Source organism: Kitasatospora griseola (genome assembly GCF_044999035.1).
GTDB lineage: Bacteria > Actinomycetota > Actinomycetes > Streptomycetales > Streptomycetaceae > Kitasatospora > Kitasatospora griseola.
Genome location: NZ_CP173360.1, coordinates 6,533,978 through 6,549,343, shown reverse-complemented (window position 1 = coordinate 6,549,343; position 15,366 = coordinate 6,533,978). Strand labels below are relative to the sequence as shown.

Sequence of the window (15,366 nt, the reverse complement as noted above, 5' to 3'; positions counted from 1 at the left end):
TTCAGGTCTAGAGTCCTTCTCGCGACACCGCGTGCCGTCTGCGGCACCCGCGTCATGGAGGGGGACTCCCCATGTCCGACATCGCCACCGCCCCGACCGGTTCCACCACCGCCGGCCCCGGCCCCACCACCGTCACCGACACCGCGCTGGTCCGACGCCGGATCAGGCGCTGGCTCTGGCTGTTCATCGTCTGCCTCGCGCTCAGCGGGCTGACCGCCTTCCCGCTGCAGAGCGAGACCACGCTGCTGGTGCGCGCCCTGGACGCCACCGGTCTGAGCTCCGCGCTCCCCGCCCTCGGCGACTGGGCCGTGCTGACCCGGGACGGCATCGCCGACGGTTTCGGCAGCCACCCGTTCCTCGCCTACGGCACCGACTGGCTGGCCTTCGCGCACCTGGTGATCGCGGCCGCGTTCTGGGGGCCGCTGCGGGATCCGGTCCGCAACATCTGGGTGATCCGCTGGGCGATGCTCGCCTGCGGCGCCGTCATCCCGCTCGCGCTGATCTGCGGGCCGCTGCGCGAGATTCCGCTGTTCTGGCAATTCGTCGACATGTCGTTCGGTGTATTCGGCGTCATTCCGCTGCTGATCGTGCACCGCCTGATCCGCGCCCTGGAGTGGGACCAGGCGGTCCGCACCCACCACGACTTCGCCCGGGTCGTCCCCTCCCCCTGACCGCCCGTCGGGTCACCGCGACCCACCGGGTCACCCGCGGCTCCCCGCCGCCGGTGACCCGTCCCGGCTCAGCCCGCGGCGACCTCGGGCTCGGCCTCCGGCCGGGACACGGTGCCGTCGTGCAGCGAGATCACCCGGTCGGCCTGGGCCATCAGGGCCGGGTCGTGGGTGGCGACCAGGGCCGTGACGCCCTGGGAGTGGACCACCGCGCGGAGCAGCTCCATCACGGCCAGGCCGGTCTCGGAGTCGAGCTGGCCGGTGGGCTCGTCCGCGATGATCAGCGCGGGGTCGTTGGCCAGCGCCCGGGCGATCGCGACCCGCTGCTGCTGGCCGCCGGAGAGCTCGCTCGGCCGCTGCTCGGCGTGGTCGGCCAGCCCGACCAGGGCGAGCAGGGTGCGGACCTTCTCCTCGCGTTCGACGGCGGACAGCCGGCGCAGCCGCATCGGGACGCCGACGTTCTCGGCGGCGGTGAGCGTCGACAGCAGGCCGAAGGACTGGAAGACGAAACCGATCCGGTCCCGGCGCAGCGCGAGCCGTCCCGCCTCGTCGAGACCGGACAGGTCGGTGCCGTCGAGCGAGATCCGGCCGCTGGTCGGGGTGTCGAGGCCGCCGACCAGGTTGAGCAGGGTGGTCTTGCCGGAGCCGGACCGGCCCTTGAGGGCCGTGAGTTGGCCGCGGGCCGCGGTGAAGGACACCCCGCGCAGCGCGTGCACGGTGCGCGGTCCGGCGCCGAAGCTGCGCCACAGGTCCTCGACCACCACCATGGGCGCCGCTGACTCGGTCATCTCGTTGTCCCCCGTTGGCAGTTGAGTGATGGTGCTCGATTCTGCGCACTACGACAACGGTTCGCGCAAGGCCCTTCCGCTGATCGTTCGAATCTGACAGAGTCGTCCGCCATCCGGTACACGCTGACCGGAACGGGGGTACGGGGAAACATGTTCGGCTTTGTCCTGCGACGACTGCGCGGGCGGCTGCCGCTGGCGGCTGCCGTGCTGTTCACGGTGCTGATCACCACCACGGTGCTGACCACGCTGGTCGCCTTCAACCGCACCGTGGCCGAGGCCGGCCTGCGGCGGAACCTGGACGGCGGCACCCGGGTCGGTGTGGAGCTGCGCTCCGACCACGCGGCGGACGCCCGGACGGCGGACGACGCGAAGGCCGCCGCGCTCGGCGCCCAGCTGTTCGACGGGCTGCCGGTCGACGTGCAGTCCCTCGCGCACAGCCGCTCGTACGGGCTGCCCGGAGCAACGGGCGCCAACGACCCGGACCTGACGGTGCTGGCGTCGCCGGACCGCAGCCGGCTGAAGCTGACGGCCGGTCAGTGGCCGACCGCCGAGGGTGCCCCCGCGGGCCCCGACACCGCGGGAACGGTCCAGGCGGCCGTCCCGGGCAGCGCCCTGCGCCGGCTCGGCCTGACCGAGGGCGCGCTGCCCGCGCAGGTCACGCTCTCCGACCGGTACGGCGGCCGACCGCTCACCGTCCGGATCACCGGCGTCTACCAGATCGCCGACCGGGAGGCCCCGTACTGGCGGCTCGACCCGCTCGGCGGCCGCGAGATCCAGGTCAAGGGCTTCACCACCTACGGGCCGATGGTGGTGGACGACGCCGTCTTCACCGCCGGCCCGCTGCCGCAGGGCGGCCGGAGCGTGCTGCTGACCGCCGACTTCTCCGCCGCCGACCCGGAGCGCGTCGACCGGGTCCGGGCCCGCGCCGACCACCTGGCGGACCTGACCAAGCAGTACGCCGCCGGCCTCCAGCCGCAGACCGAACTGCCCGCCCTGCTGGGCGAGTTGCAGTCGTCGATGCTGGTCGCCAGGTCCAGCCTGACGATCGGGGCGCTGCAGCTCGCGGTGCTGGCCGCGGCCGCGCTGCTGCTGGTGGTGCACCTGGTGTCGGAGCGGCAGAGCCAGGAGAACGCCCTGCTCACCTCCCGGGGCGCGACCCGGCGCCGGCTGGCCGGCTGGACGGCCGTCGAGGCGTTGCTGCTCGCCCTGCCCGCCGCCGTACTCGCTCCCCTGCTGACCGGGCCGCTGCTGCGACTGCTCACCTCTTGGGGCCCGCTGGCCGGGCTGCCGCTGGAGCACACCGACACCGCCGTCCGCTGGCCGGTGGCCGCGGCCTGCGCGCTGGCCTGCGTCGCGCTCACCGCCCTGCCCGCCGTGCTCCGGCGCGGCGGCGAGCGGGTGGTGTCCCGCCGGCAGGCCGTGGTCAGCACGGTGGCCCGCTCCGGCGCCGACCTGACCCTGCTCGTCCTCGCCGTGATCGCCTACCAGCAGCTCGACGCCCGCACCGGCGGCCTCTCCGCGGACGCCTCCGGGCAGCTCGGCATCGACCCGGTGCTGGTCGCGGCGCCCACCCTGGCGCTGGGCGCCGGAACGCTGCTGGTGCTGCGGGTGCTGCCGTTCGCGGCCCGGCTCGGGGCCCGGCTGGCGGCCCGGGGCCGCGGCCTCGGACCGGCGCTCGCCGGCTGGCAGCTGGCCCGCCGCCCGGGCCGGGCGAACGGTCCGGTGCTGTTGCTGGTGCTGGCGGTCGCCACCGGCGTGCTGGCGCTCGGCCAGCACGCCGCCTGGCGCGACTCTCAGCACGACCAGGCCGACTTCGCCTCGGCGGGCGGCCTGCGGATCCAGGGCTCGGCGCTGCCCGCACTCGGCCAGGGCGGCCGGTACGCGGCGCTGCCCGGCGGCGACCGGCTGCTGCCGGTGGCCGGGTTCGACCAGTGGCTCCCCGGCGACAAGCGGGGCCGGGTGCTGCTCACCGACACCGCCCGCGCCGCCGCCGAACTGCACGTCCGCCCCGACCTGTTCGACGACCGGCCGGTCGAGGACCTGCTCGGCCCGCTGGCCGAACCGCAGCCGGCCGGCCTGCGGCTGCCCGGGAAGCCGACCCGGATCGACCTGACCGTGGCGGTCCAGGTCGGCGCCGTCGACTCCTCGTTCCCCGCCTGGATGCCGCCGCCGACGGCGCCCGACGTCTGGCTGCACCTGCGGGACGGCTTCGGGGCGGCCTACCGCGTCCTGATGCCGCAGCTCCCCGGCCGGGGCGAGGTCACCGTCTCGGTCGACCTGAGCGCCCAGACCGCCGCCCCGCTCGGCTCGATCGCCGCACCGCTGACCCTGACCGGCTTCGAGCTGACGTACGGCTCCAACGCGAGCCTGGCCGCCAATGAGCTGACGATCCGCCGCCTGGCCGTCTCCGACACCGCGGCCGGACCGGCCACGCCCGTCCCCGCGCCCGCCGGCTCCTGGAGCGCCACGGCCGACTCCCCGGTCCGGGTGACCGACGGCCCCGCCGGGACCGGGCTGCCGACCGTCTCCTACACCCCGGACGAGTCCAAGAGCTTCGACCGGCGCGACGGCCGGCGCGCCCTGCTGCTCCCGCCCGGCGACACCGTGTCCGGCGCGGAGGTCAAGGGTCTGGCCACCCGCGGCTACCTGACGGCCGCCGGCGCCGAGGTCGGCGACCTGATCAAGGTCCAGCTCGGCAACAGCGGCATGCCGGTGCGGATCACCGGCCAGGTCGAGGAACTGCCCGTGTACGGCGACACCGCGCTGATGCTCGACCTGGCCAGCGCCCACCGGTGGCTGACCGACCGGGGCGCCGACGTCCCGCAGGTCTCCGAATGGTGGCTGCCCGCCACCGGCCCCGACGACCGCACCCCCGCCGAGGCCGCCGCCGCCCTGCGCGCCGGACCGACCGCCCAGCAGCTGACGCTCCGCGAGGAGGACGCCGCCGCCCGCTCCGGCGACCCGCTGAGCGCCGCCCCGCAGAGCGCGCTGGCCGCCCTGGCGGTGGCCGCCGCCGTCCTCGCCACCATCGGCTTCGCCGCCGCCGCGGCCGCCTCGGCCGCCGAACGGGCCGGCGAGTCGGCCGTGCTGCTCGCCCTCGGCACGCCCCGGCGGCTGCTGCGCCGCACCGCCACCGCCGAACAGGTCGTGCTGGTCGGCATCGGCACCGGCGTCGGACTGCTGCTCGGCGCCGTCCTGGTCCACCTGGTGGTGCCGCTGGTGGTGCTCACCCCGGCGGCCCGCCCGCCGGTTCCCGAGGTGCTGGTCGGGCTGCCGCTCGGCCAGCTGCTGGCCCTGGCGGTCGGGACCGCCGCCCTGCCGCTGCTGTCCGCCTTCCTGGTCGGCGGCCGCCGCCGGGACGTGGCCGCCCGGCTCCGGTTCGTGGAGGACAAATGAGCACCCCGGCCCCCTGGGTCCGCACCCGGCTGCGCACCGCACCGCTGGCGGCCCTGCTCACCGCCGCCCTGGCGCTGACCGTGGTCTTCCTGTCCGCCGCACTGCCCCGGGCCCAGGACCGCGGCGCGGACGACGCGCTGCGCAGCTACCTGCGCACCGCGGGCCCGGCCGCCAACGGCCTGCAGGTCACCTCCGCCATTCCCCGGGCCGCCGACGGGGCGTACCGGCTCGACGTCACCGCGGGCCAACTCACCGAGACCGTCGGCCCGCTGCTCCCGCTCGACCCGAGCGGCCCGGTCTACGGACGCCGCGGCACCCAGCCGCGTTCGCTGGGCGACCCGTCGCTGACCCGCCCCGACGGCGTCCCGCCCGAGATCGCCGTGCAGTACCAGCACGGGGCGAACGACCACCTCCGGTTGACGTCCGGTCAGTGGCCGGGCGCCGCCGCGGAGGGCGAGCCGACGCCGATCGCCGTGTCGGAGGCCACCGCCGAGACCCTCGGGCTGCGGCTCGGCACGGTGTACGCCGGCGGCAGGTCGGTGCTGGACCGCACCGGCCCGCCCCCGGCCCAGCAGGTCCGGGTGGTCGGCCTGTACACCGTCGACGACCCGGCGGACCCGTTCTGGGCCGAGATCGGCTGCGCGCTCAAGGCCTGCCTGAACCTCACCCCCAGCAGCGGCCCCGGCGACCCCCCGGAGCAGTACTGGTACGCCGTCGCGCTGGCCGGCCCCGAGGCCACCGAGCAGGTGGCCACCTGGGGCCACGGCGCCGAGGACTACTGGCGGCTGCCGGTGCGGGTGGACACGCTGCGGGCCGACCGGCTCAAGCAGACCTCCTACGACCTCGCCTCGGTCATGACCGGGCCGGTCGCCGTCCGGATGACCACCGCCCTCGGCCGGAACAACGTCCGGATCACCTCCCAGCTGCGCACCCTGATCGACCACGCCCGGCAGCGGCAGGGCGCCATCGACTCGCTCGCCGAACTCGGCCCCGCCGGCGCCGCCGGAGTCGCCACCGTGGTGCTCTGCCTCGCGGCTGCGCTCGGCACCGAACGCCGCACGGCCGAACTGCGGCTGCTGCTGGCCCGCGGCGCCGGGATCCGCGGCATCTTCCGACGGCTGCTCGGCGAAAGCGCGTTGACGGTGCTGCCGCCCGCCGCGCTGGGCGCGCTGCTCGCCTTCACCCTGCTGCCCACCCCGCGCTGGCTGCCCGCCGCCGTCGCGGCCGCCTCGGTCACCCTGCTCGCCCTGCTGGCGTTCCCGGTCCGGGCGGCCGTGCTGCTGCGCGAACGGGCCGACCGGGCCCGGTCCGGACGCCGCCGCCTGATGGGCGAGCTCGCCGTCCTGGCCACCACCGTCGCCGCCGTCACCCAGGTCGCCCGGCGCGGCGTGGCCCCGGCCGGCGAAGGCGTGGACCCGCTGCTGGTCGCCGCGCCGCTGCTGCTCGCGCTGACCGGCGCACTGCTGCTGGCCCGGCTCCAGCCCGCCCTGATCGGACTGCTGGCCCGCTGGGCCGCGCGGCGGCCCGGCGCGATCGGCTTCCTCGGCCTGGCCCGCGCCGCCCGCGGCAGCGGCGGCCCGCGCTCGCGCCCCTCGGTGCTGCCGCTGCTCGCCCTGGTCCTCGCCGTGACCTGCGGCGCGATCGGCGCCACCGTGCTGAGCTCGGTGGCCGACCGGCGCACCGCCGTCGCCCGGTACAACATCGGCGCCGACGCCCAGGTCGCCGCCCCGCTGGGCAGCACGCTGCCGGACGCCTTCGTCACCGCCGCCGGCCGGCTGCCCGGCGTACAGACCGCGGCACCGATCTGGATCATGGACGACGTCGCCATGGCGGTCAGCGTCGGCCGGTCGATCCGGGTCAACGTCGTGGTGGCCGACCCGGTCGCGTACGCCAAGATCGCCGAGGCCGCCGGGCGGGGCCGGTTCGACCCGGCGCTGCTCGCCGGCGGCGCCCCCGGACAGCCGCTGCCCGCCCTGGTCAGCAGCGACCTGCCGGAGGGCGACTTCACCCTCCGGCTGGGCGCCGGCGAAGCCGTCCCGATCCACACCGCAGGCTTCGTCGACGGCACCCCCGCCCTGAACGGTGCGGTCGGCGTCAACGTGCTGCTGCCGCTCGGCCCGGCCACCGACCTGCTGCCCCGTTTCGGCGGCCCCGCCAAGTGGCTGGCCGTCGGGCCCGTCGACGACGCCCGACTGCACGCGCTCACCCAGCAGTACCTCGGGCCGGCGGCCACCGACACCAAGCCGGGCCACGTGGCGCGGACCGTCACCGGCGAGGCCGCCGCACTCGGCAACGACCCGCTGCAGGCCTCCGCCGAGCGGATGTTCTGGGTCGCGGTCGGCGCCACCGCCCTGTTCGCGCTGCTCTCCGTCCTGCTGACGCTGCTCCGGGCCGGCCCCGAACGGGCCGCGACCCTGGCCCGGCTGCGCACCATGGGCCTGCGGCCCCGGCAGGGCCTGGCGCTGATCCTCGCCGAGGCCCTGCCGCAGACCCTGGTCGCCGCACTCGGCGGGGCGCTCACCGCGGTCTGCGGCGTGCTGCTGCTCGGCCCGGCCATCGACCTCGGCCCCCTGGTCGGCGCCGCGACCACCACCGGACTGCGGCTCACCGCGTCACCGATCCTCCAACAGGCCCTCGGGCTGGCGCTGTTGGCCGCCCTCGCGGTGCTGGCCGAGACCGCCGTCACCGCCCGTCGGCAGATCACCACCGAGCTACGAGCGGGAGACAACCGATGAGCACTCCGCCCCCGAGCCTGGACGAGCTCCGCGCCAGGGCGCTGGCCGCCTCCGCGCCCAGGGCCGTCCGCTCCGACCTGGCGATCAGCTGCGAGCGGCTGGTGCGGATCTTCAGCAGCGACGGCATCGAGGTCCAGGCCCTCCAGGGGCTCGACCTGACGGTCGACCAGGGCGACCTGGTGGCCCTGGTCGGCGCGTCCGGCAGCGGCAAGTCCACCCTGCTGAACGTCCTCGCCGGCCTCGACACCCCCACCGCGGGCAGCGCCACCGTGGCCGGCTGCGACCTGCTCGCCATGACGCCCAAGGACCGCCTCCGCTACCGGCGCGAGGTGGTCGGCTTCATCTGGCAGCAGACCGCCCGCAACCTGCTCCCGTTCCTGACGGCCGCCCAGAACGTCGCCCTGCCGATGCAGCTGCGCTCCGGCCACCGCGCCGCCAAGCAGCAGCGCGGCCGCGTCACCGAACTGCTGGAGGCCCTGGACATCGCCGAGTTGGGGCACCGCCGCCCCGCCGAGCTCTCCGGCGGCCAGCAGCAGCGCGTCGCGATCGCGGTGGCCCTGGCCAACGACCCGGCGGTGCTGCTCGCCGACGAACCCACCGGTGAACTCGACTCGGAGACCGCCGTCGGCATCTTCGAGGCCTTCCGCACCGTCAACCGCGAACTGGGCACCACCGTCGTCGTCGTCACCCACGACCCCATGGTGGCCGGCGAGGTCCGCCGCACCGTGGCCATCCGCGACGGCCGCACCAGCAGCGAGGTGCTCCGCCGCACCGTCACCGACGAGCACGGCCAGGAGACCGTCAGCGAACGCGAGTACGTCATGCTCGACCGCACCGGCCGCGTCCAACTCCCCGCCAAGTTCCTCGCCGCCCTCGGCATGGAACACCGCGTGGCCGCCGACCTCGCCACCGACCACATCGCCATCCGCCCGGACGACACCGACTGACGGATCATCAACCGAGGGCCCTGACCCGCAGGTCGCCGGACCGGCCGTCGCAGCGGACGGTGCCGGAGGGAAAGGCGAGTTCGAGGGCGGTACGGCCGGTGAGCGGGTGATGCTCCTCGCGCGCGGCGAGGACGGGCTCGCCGAGGTGACGGGCGAACGGCGTCCCGGCGCGGTCTGGGCGGACCTCGATGCGGCCCCACTCCCCCAGGTCGAGATCCCCGTGCGGCGTCTCGTCCTCGACGGTCAGGCACCAGTCGCTGCCGATGGTGATCCGAGTGCGGCCGCCCCGGTCGTCGAGCAGCCGGACGTCCACCGGTTCGGGCTCGCGCTCGCCGCCGGGCGGCGTGAACCAGGACGCCACCAGCCCGATCAGCCGGCGGCCGACCAGCCCGGCCGGGTCGAGGCCCGGGCCGTGGGTGGGGCAACTGGGCGGCGGAGCGGGGGTGTTCGGGCCCCCGGGCGGGTCGGCGGGGTGGGTCAGCGCTCCGGGTCCCACTCGATCAGGTGGTCGAAGAGCCGGCGGTCGCCGTCGAGCTTCAGGTCGTCCAGCGGGAAGCGGCCGTAGAACATGAGCGCCAGGTCGCTCGCCGAGCCGTGGGCGGCGGCGGTGGGCGCGGCGTCCGCGGGGACGGGGACCAGGGTCGCGCCGGCGGCGGAGAGGTCGTTGCGCCAGGAGCGGCCCTCGGCGGCGTGGTAGTCGGCGGTGGCGGGCTCGTGCGGCCACGCCTCCGTGGTGGTGCACATGCTGGAGAGGAACTCCTCCACGCAGTCGACCGCGAGCTCGGCGGGCAGCGGCTCGGACACGCCCGCGGCGAGCTGCGCGTCCCAGGTGTGCACGGAGATCTCGTGCACCTGGCGGCGGGCCACACCGCGGCTGGTCAGCGGGGTCTGCGACTTGCCCCACCAGCCCCAGCAGACCCGGTCCGGGCCCGCCTCGCGGAGCTCGGCCAGCAGCAGCTCCGTCGACTCGGCGAGCCAGCCGAGCAGCGCCTCGCGCTCCTCGGGCGCGGTCGCCCCGCCGAGCGGCGCCAGCTTCCCGGTGGCCGTCGGCCCGGCGGCGACCGTCGCCGCCCAGGCCCGGCGGCCCTCGCCGATGTGCTGGGCGAGGTCGCGCAGCGTCCACCCCGGGCAGGACGGCACCGGCACGTCGAGGCCGGGCGCGGCGGCGATCGCGGCGCGGAAGGCCGTCGAGCGCTCGTCGATCAGTCGCAGCAGCTCGTCGTGGGCGGGACCGGCGAAATCAAGATTCTTTTCCACGCGCGGATGTCTATCACCGGCGCCCACGATGCGGACACCGATTTTCCGGGCGCCCCGCCGTCACCAGCGCATCCGGACGTCCTCGGCCCAGCCCAGCAGGCCGTCCACCGCGATCCGCAGGCCGTCGTCGGTGCGGATGCTGCCGCGGTAGTGGCCGAAGCACTGGTCGGTGCGGTTGGCGAGCAGCCCGGCCTCGGTGCGGACCCGGCGGTCGTGGAACGGGGTGAAGGTCAGCTCGACCTGGTCGCTGCCGGGCGTGGTGATCCGCCAGGGGGCGAGCGGGGCGGCCGGGTCGTACTGCCAGTCGAGTTCGTCGCCGATCTTGCTCAGCCGACCGTCCACGCAGAGCGCGTTCTCGGTGGAGCCCGTCCCGACCGTCCACTGTCCGCCGAACTGGAGGCCGACCACGTGCCCGTCGGTCCGGCCGGACGCGGCGCCCCAGTTCCAGCCGAGCGAACGCGGCCAGCGGCCCCGGCCGTGGTCGAGCACGCCCCAGGCGTCCTCGTCGAACGCGTACGTGCGACCGCCGAGCCGGACGGTGCCGGTGGCGGGGCGGGCCGTGTGCTTGGAGGTGTACTGAAAGCGCTTTCCGTCCCAGGGGACGACCACCGACATCGTCTCGTGGCCCTCCGGCAACGCCACCAGCAGGTCCACTTCGAGCGGCCGCAGGTCCGCAGTGAGCGCGCGGGCCGACAACCGGGTCCCGCCGTCCTTCTCCTGACGGATCGCCACCCGGACCTGACGACGACCGGGCCGCTCGGGCCCGACGGCGAGGTCCGCGCCGTACCGGCCGCCGGAGCCGGCGATGCCCTCCGGCATCGCGGTGGGGCGCAGCGGCAGCCCGGGAGCGAGCGCGGTGCGTTCGTGGTCCTCCAGCACGCCGTGGTCGTCCCAGGCGAGGAAGTGGACGGCGTCGAGCGTCAGGAAGTCGAGGTCGCTGACGGTCAGCGCGACCAGGTGCGTGGGCGTGGTGACACACCAGTACTCGAACCGCTTGGTCCGCCCCCACCCCCGCAGATTGGCCCGGTGCAACGGGGTGCGGGACCACCCGACCGCCGCAGGATTGAGCCGCCCGTCCGGACCGCACAGGTCGACGGCTTCGGTGATCTCACGCTCATGGGTCGCCATCCGCGCACCCTACTGCCGAGAAACCGGGGACGGGAGCCGGTGGGCGCGAAAACAGGGGCGCAGGTCGGCGCTCGTCGTGCAGTCCCCGCGCCCCCGATTTTCCCGCCCTGCGGGGCTACTTCGCCGCAGCCCCCTCCGCCACGGCCGCCGCCTCGGCCGGGACGGCCTTCAGCGCAGCGACCTTGCGGATGCCCGGGATGGCGAGGGTGACCAGGCCGGCCAGGACGGCCGCGCCGGCGCCGATCACGAAGGCCGTGCGGAAACCGCCCTCCGACGGCAGTGCGCGGCCGTGGAAGTCGATGGTCATGTGCGCCAGCACCACGCCGATGACGGCGGAGGAGGTGGAGGTGCCGATGGACCGCATCAGGGCGTTCAGACCGTTGGCGGCGGCGGTCTCGGAGGCCGGCACGGCGCCCATGATCAGTGCGGGCATCGCCGCGTAGGCGAACGCGATGCCGCCGCTGATCAGGCAGGAGAACACCAGGACGCCCCAGGCGTGGCCCATCAGGGCGAGCGCGGCGAGGTAGCCCGCGGTGATGATGACGGCGCCGACCAGCAGCGAGACCTTGGGGCCCTTGGCCCGGGACAGCTTGGCGGAGATCGGCGAGAGCAGCATCATCACCAGGCCCGCGGGGGCCATCCACAGGCCGGCCTGAACCATCGACTGCCCGAGGCCGTAGCCGGTGCTGGTGGGCAGCTGGAGCAGCTGCGGGGAGACCAGGCTCATCGCGTACATCGCGAAGCCGATCACCACGGAGGCCAGGTTGGTCATCAGCACCTGGCGGCGGGCGCTGGTGCGCAGGTCGACCAGCGGCTGCTCGGTGCGCAGCTCCCACCAGCCCCAGACGGGGAGGACGACCGCCGCGACGGCGAACATGCCGAGGGTGGAGCCGGACGCCCAGCCCCAGTCGCCGCCCTTGGAGATGGCGAGCAGCAGGGCGACCAGGCCGATGGTGAGGCCGATGGCGCCGACCACGTCGAAGCGTCCGCCGGAGCGCACGGGCGATTCGGGGACGAACGCGACGACGGCGCCGGCGATCAGCGCGCCGAGTGCGGCGGAGATCCAGAACAGGGCGTGCCAGCTGGCGTTCTCCGCGATGACGGCGGACAGCGGCAGGCCGAACGCGCCGCCGATGCCGAGCGAGGAACTCATCAGCGCCATCGAGGAGCCGAGCTTCTGCGGCGGCAGTTCGTCGCGCATGATGCTGATGCCGAGCGGGATGACGCCGGCGCCGACGCCCTGCAGGGCACGGCCGACCACCATCGGCGCGAGCGAGCTGCTGAGGCCGCAGACCACCGAGCCGACGACCAGCAGGGCGAGGCTGATCAGCAGCACCCTGCGCTTGCCGTACATGTCGCCGAGTCGGCCGAGCACCGGGGTGGCGACGGCGCCGGCCAGCAGCGTGGCGGTGATCGCCCAGGACGCGTTGGCGGCGGTGGTGTGGAGCAGCTGCGGCAGTTGGGGGATCAGCGGGACGACCAGGGTCTGCATCAGCGAGACCACGATGCCCGCGCCGGCGAGCACTCCGACGACAGGGCCGGTGCGTGCCTGACTCATGGGGTTCTTCTCTTCTCTCTGACTACGATATGCATGATGCATATAATGTGTACCATACATATTTACCGCTTGCGGGATATGCTGCCGAAAAGTGACGCACGGGACGGAGGAGCATGCGGCACGCCAAGGAACTCGCCCTGATCGAGCGGGAAATGATGCTGCTCAGCCGCCACCAGGTGCTGGCCACCGCCCGCACCTCCGGCAGTCCCGACAGCCTCGACCGCAGCGCGTACACGCTGCTCAGCCGGATCGAGACCGAGGGCCCGCTCACCATCGGCCAGCTCGCCGAGGCGTTCGGGCTGGACACCTCCACCGTCAACCGGCAGACCGCCGCCATGCTGCGGGCCGGCCTGGTCGACCGGATCCCCGACCCGGACGGCGGGGTGGCCCGCAAGCTGCGCATCACCGAGGAAGGCCTGCGCCGCCTCCACCACGACCGCGACTGGTCGATCCAGGGACTGGCCAGGGTGGTCGACGAGTGGACGGCCGAGGACCTCGCCGGGTTCGCCGGGATACTCGAACGCTTCAACCGCGACATCGAGAAGATCCAGGGCCGCCCCTGGCCGCGCGGCTGACGACCCGTCCCGCTCCCTTCCTTCCTCCCGGCCCCCGACCCGGCGTCAATTCGCGCCGCCGGACGCTCCCCCGACCGCGTTGCACCCGAGCGGGTGGCCGGTGCGCCTCGGCCTGGGAACTGCCGGGTAAAACCTGTCACCCGGAGCCCGGCACCCGTCCCCGGCGAAACGATCAGGCCCTACGATCGCCCCAGGAGCGGGCGCCCGGGGCCCCGGGTCGGACCGCGCGGGAAAGGGCGGGCGAGGCGTGGTGGCCGAAGCGGTGATTGATCTCAATGCGGATCTCGGCGAGGGCTTCGGCCGCTGGAGCCTCACCGACGACGAAGCCCTGCTCTCGGTGGTCACCAGCGCCAACGTCGCCTGCGGCTTCCACGCCGGTGACCCGTCCACCATGCGCCGGGTGTGCGCGCTGGCCGCCGAGCGCGGCGTGCGGATCGGCGCCCAGGTCTCCTACCGCGACCTCGCCGGGTTCGGCCGCCGCGCGATGGACGTCCCGCCGGAGGAGCTCGCCGACGAGATCGCCTACCAGATCGGCGCCCTCCAGGTGTTCGCCCGCGCCGCCGGCTCCCGGGTCTCCTACGTCAAGCCGCACGGCGCCCTCTACAACCGGGTCGTGCACGACAACGAGCAGGCGGAGGCGGTGGTCTCGGGCGTCCTGCGGTCCGGCGCGATCTGCGACGGCCCGCTGCCGCTGCTCGGCCTGCCCGGCTCCCGACTGCTGGCCGTCGCCGAGGGCGTGGGGCTCCCGGTCGTCACCGAGGCGTTCGCCGACCGCGCCTACACCTGGGCCAGCACCCTCGTCCCGCGCCGCGACCCGGAAGCCGTCGTCCACGACCCCGAGGCGGTCATCGCCCGCGCGGTCGGCATCGCCCGCGACGGCACCGTCGCGGCCCTCGGCGGCGAGCCCATCGCCGTCCAGGCCCGCTCGCTCTGCGTCCACGGCGACACCCCCGGCGCGGCCCAACTCGCCTGGCGGGTCCGGGGCGCGCTGGCCTCCGCGGGCGTCCGGGTGGAGGCCTTCACCTGACGGGCCGTCGCCGCCGAAAGTTTCTCGAATTCGTGGCCCCGCGGCCGCCCGGAAATGCCCCTCCCGCACCCTCCGCGACACCCGCACGCCCCTCGCGCCCCCACCCGTGACCGTGGCGGCGGGCCTCCTCCGAAACCCCCCGCGGCACGTCCTGCACGCCCTCGCCAAACCGCCTCTGACCTGGTGTTTTCTCCAATTTCCCCTAGGGTTGGGGCACTGCCCGAGCACATCGGAGGGGACACTGTGACGGATACGTACGACGCCAGCTCGATCGTGGTGCTGGAGGGCCTGGAGGCGGTCCGGAAACGGCCCGGGATGTACATCGGCTCAGCCGGCGAGCGGGGCCTGCACAACCTGCTGTACGAGGTGGCTGAGTCGGCCATGGACGAGGTGCTGCTCGGGCACGCCGGCCGGGTGGAGGTCGCCCTGCTGGCCGACGGGAGCGTGCGGGTCACCCACGACGGCGTCTACCGGCGGCCCCTCGACGAGCAGTTGACGGTCCTGCACGTGGCCGGCCCGCGCCGGGGCGGTCGTCACGTCGTCAGCTGGTTCGACCTCGGCCTCGTCGTGGTCAACGCGCTCTCCGACCGACTGGTCGCCGAAGAACGGCACGGCGGAGTGACGAACCGCCAGGAGTACTCCCGCGGCAGGCCGGTCGCTCCACCGCACCCGACCGGCCCGGCGGACGGCACCGGCACCGGCACCGGCACCGGCACGACCATCACCTTCCGGCCCGACCCGGAGATCTTCGAGACGGTGACGTTCGACCGCTCCACCCTGACCGAGCGTTTCCGCGAACTCGCCGCACTGAACCGCACCTTGGACCTGACCCTGACCGACGCACGCGGGGACGTCCCGCACACCGAGCGCTTCCACTCCCCCGACGGCGTCCGGGAGTTCCTCGCCCGCCTCGGCGCCGACCCGGCCGAGGCGATCGTCGTCGAACGCGAGGACGACCGGATGGGCGGGTCGATGGCGATCGCCCTCGCCCCGGCCGGCGACGGCGAACCGCAGATCGCGACGTTCGCCAACTCCCGCCGCGTCGACGGCGGCACCCACCTGGAGGGCTTCCGCGACGGCGTGGCCGCCGTACTCGGCCCCGATGCCCGGCTGACGGCGGTCGTCTCGGTGAAGCTGGACGAACCGAGCTACGAGGGCTGCCGCCGCGACATCCTCGGCAACACTCCGGTCCGGGCCTGCGTCGCGGAAGCCGTCCAGCAGGCGCTGGAGACCTGGCGGGACGAACACCCGGAGCGGGCGGCCGCGCCGACCGCCCACTGACACCGC

General features: G+C 74.8%; 12 protein-coding genes. 7 read left to right on the top strand and 5 right to left on the bottom strand.

Annotation, left to right across the window (positions count from 1 at the left end; translation table 11 throughout):
* Positions 1 to 71 precede the first annotated feature (71 nt).
* Entirely contained in the window at positions 72 to 671 is a 600-nt protein-coding gene (locus tag ACI1MP_RS29720) for a hypothetical protein (protein WP_100589336.1), read from the top strand.
* A 68-nt stretch (positions 672 to 739) separates the two neighbouring features.
* Here the strand turns inward: ACI1MP_RS29720 and ACI1MP_RS29715 are convergent, their stop codons facing one another.
* Complete coding sequence (locus ACI1MP_RS29715; RefSeq protein ID WP_380341319.1) at positions 740 to 1,456, bottom strand: ABC transporter ATP-binding protein; 717 nt, start codon at positions 1,454 to 1,456, stop codon at positions 740 to 742.
* A 150-nt stretch (positions 1,457 to 1,606) separates the two neighbouring features.
* Here ACI1MP_RS29715 and ACI1MP_RS29710 point away from each other — a divergent pair, with 150 nt between their 5' ends.
* From ACI1MP_RS29710 to ACI1MP_RS29700, 3 genes are read left to right on the top strand one after another with little or no spacing between them, the layout of a single operon-like run.
* Positions 1,607 to 4,852: an FtsX-like permease family protein gene (locus ACI1MP_RS29710; protein ID WP_404869883.1), complete on the top strand. Its 3,246-nt coding sequence runs from the start codon at positions 1,607 to 1,609 to the stop codon at positions 4,850 to 4,852.
* On the top strand, positions 4,849 to 7,587 hold the full coding sequence (locus tag ACI1MP_RS29705; protein ID WP_404869881.1) for a hypothetical protein: 2,739 nt from the start codon (positions 4,849 to 4,851) through the stop codon (positions 7,585 to 7,587). Before ACI1MP_RS29710 ends, ACI1MP_RS29705 begins: the two co-directional genes overlap by 4 nt.
* Complete coding sequence (locus tag ACI1MP_RS29700) at positions 7,584 to 8,534, top strand: ABC transporter ATP-binding protein (protein WP_404869880.1); 951 nt, start codon at positions 7,584 to 7,586, stop codon at positions 8,532 to 8,534. The genes ACI1MP_RS29705 and ACI1MP_RS29700 overlap by 4 nt, the downstream gene beginning before the upstream one ends.
* A gap of 7 nt (positions 8,535 to 8,541) precedes the next feature.
* On the opposite strand, the gene ACI1MP_RS29695 is transcribed toward ACI1MP_RS29700, so the two are convergent.
* The 4 genes from ACI1MP_RS29695 to ACI1MP_RS29680 form a co-directional block, all read right to left on the bottom strand.
* On the bottom strand, positions 8,542 to 9,030 hold the full coding sequence (locus ACI1MP_RS29695; protein WP_404869879.1) for a hypothetical protein: 489 nt from the start codon (positions 9,028 to 9,030) through the stop codon (positions 8,542 to 8,544).
* The gene (locus ACI1MP_RS29690) at positions 9,012 to 9,791 is read right to left on the bottom strand and encodes a maleylpyruvate isomerase family mycothiol-dependent enzyme (protein WP_380341329.1); all 780 of its coding nucleotides are present in this window, start codon (positions 9,789 to 9,791) and stop codon (positions 9,012 to 9,014) included. Before ACI1MP_RS29690 ends, ACI1MP_RS29695 begins: the two co-directional genes overlap by 19 nt.
* A gap of 60 nt (positions 9,792 to 9,851) precedes the next feature.
* A complete protein-coding gene (locus tag ACI1MP_RS29685; RefSeq protein WP_404869878.1) occupies positions 9,852 to 10,919 on the bottom strand; it encodes a DUF2804 domain-containing protein in 1,068 nt (355 codons plus the stop codon).
* Between the two features lie 115 nt (positions 10,920 to 11,034).
* Positions 11,035 to 12,519 (bottom strand): MFS transporter, encoded by a 1,485-nt coding sequence (locus tag ACI1MP_RS29680; RefSeq protein ID WP_404869877.1) that lies wholly within the window; start codon positions 12,517 to 12,519, stop codon positions 11,035 to 11,037.
* Positions 12,520 to 12,590: 71 nt separating this feature from the next.
* Between ACI1MP_RS29680 and ACI1MP_RS29675 the strand changes: the two genes are divergently transcribed.
* The 3 genes from ACI1MP_RS29675 (at position 12,591) to ACI1MP_RS29665 (ending at position 15,360) form a co-directional block, all read left to right on the top strand.
* A complete protein-coding gene (locus tag ACI1MP_RS29675; protein WP_380341336.1) occupies positions 12,591 to 13,052 on the top strand; it encodes a MarR family winged helix-turn-helix transcriptional regulator in 462 nt (153 codons plus the stop codon).
* Positions 13,053 to 13,314: 262 nt separating this feature from the next.
* The gene (locus ACI1MP_RS29670) at positions 13,315 to 14,079 is read left to right on the top strand and encodes a LamB/YcsF family protein (RefSeq protein ID WP_404869876.1); all 765 of its coding nucleotides are present in this window, start codon (positions 13,315 to 13,317) and stop codon (positions 14,077 to 14,079) included.
* A 243-nt stretch (positions 14,080 to 14,322) separates the two neighbouring features.
* A complete protein-coding gene (locus ACI1MP_RS29665) occupies positions 14,323 to 15,360 on the top strand; it encodes a DNA gyrase subunit B (protein ID WP_404869874.1) in 1,038 nt (345 codons plus the stop codon).
* Positions 15,361 to 15,366: the final 6 nt, after the last annotated feature.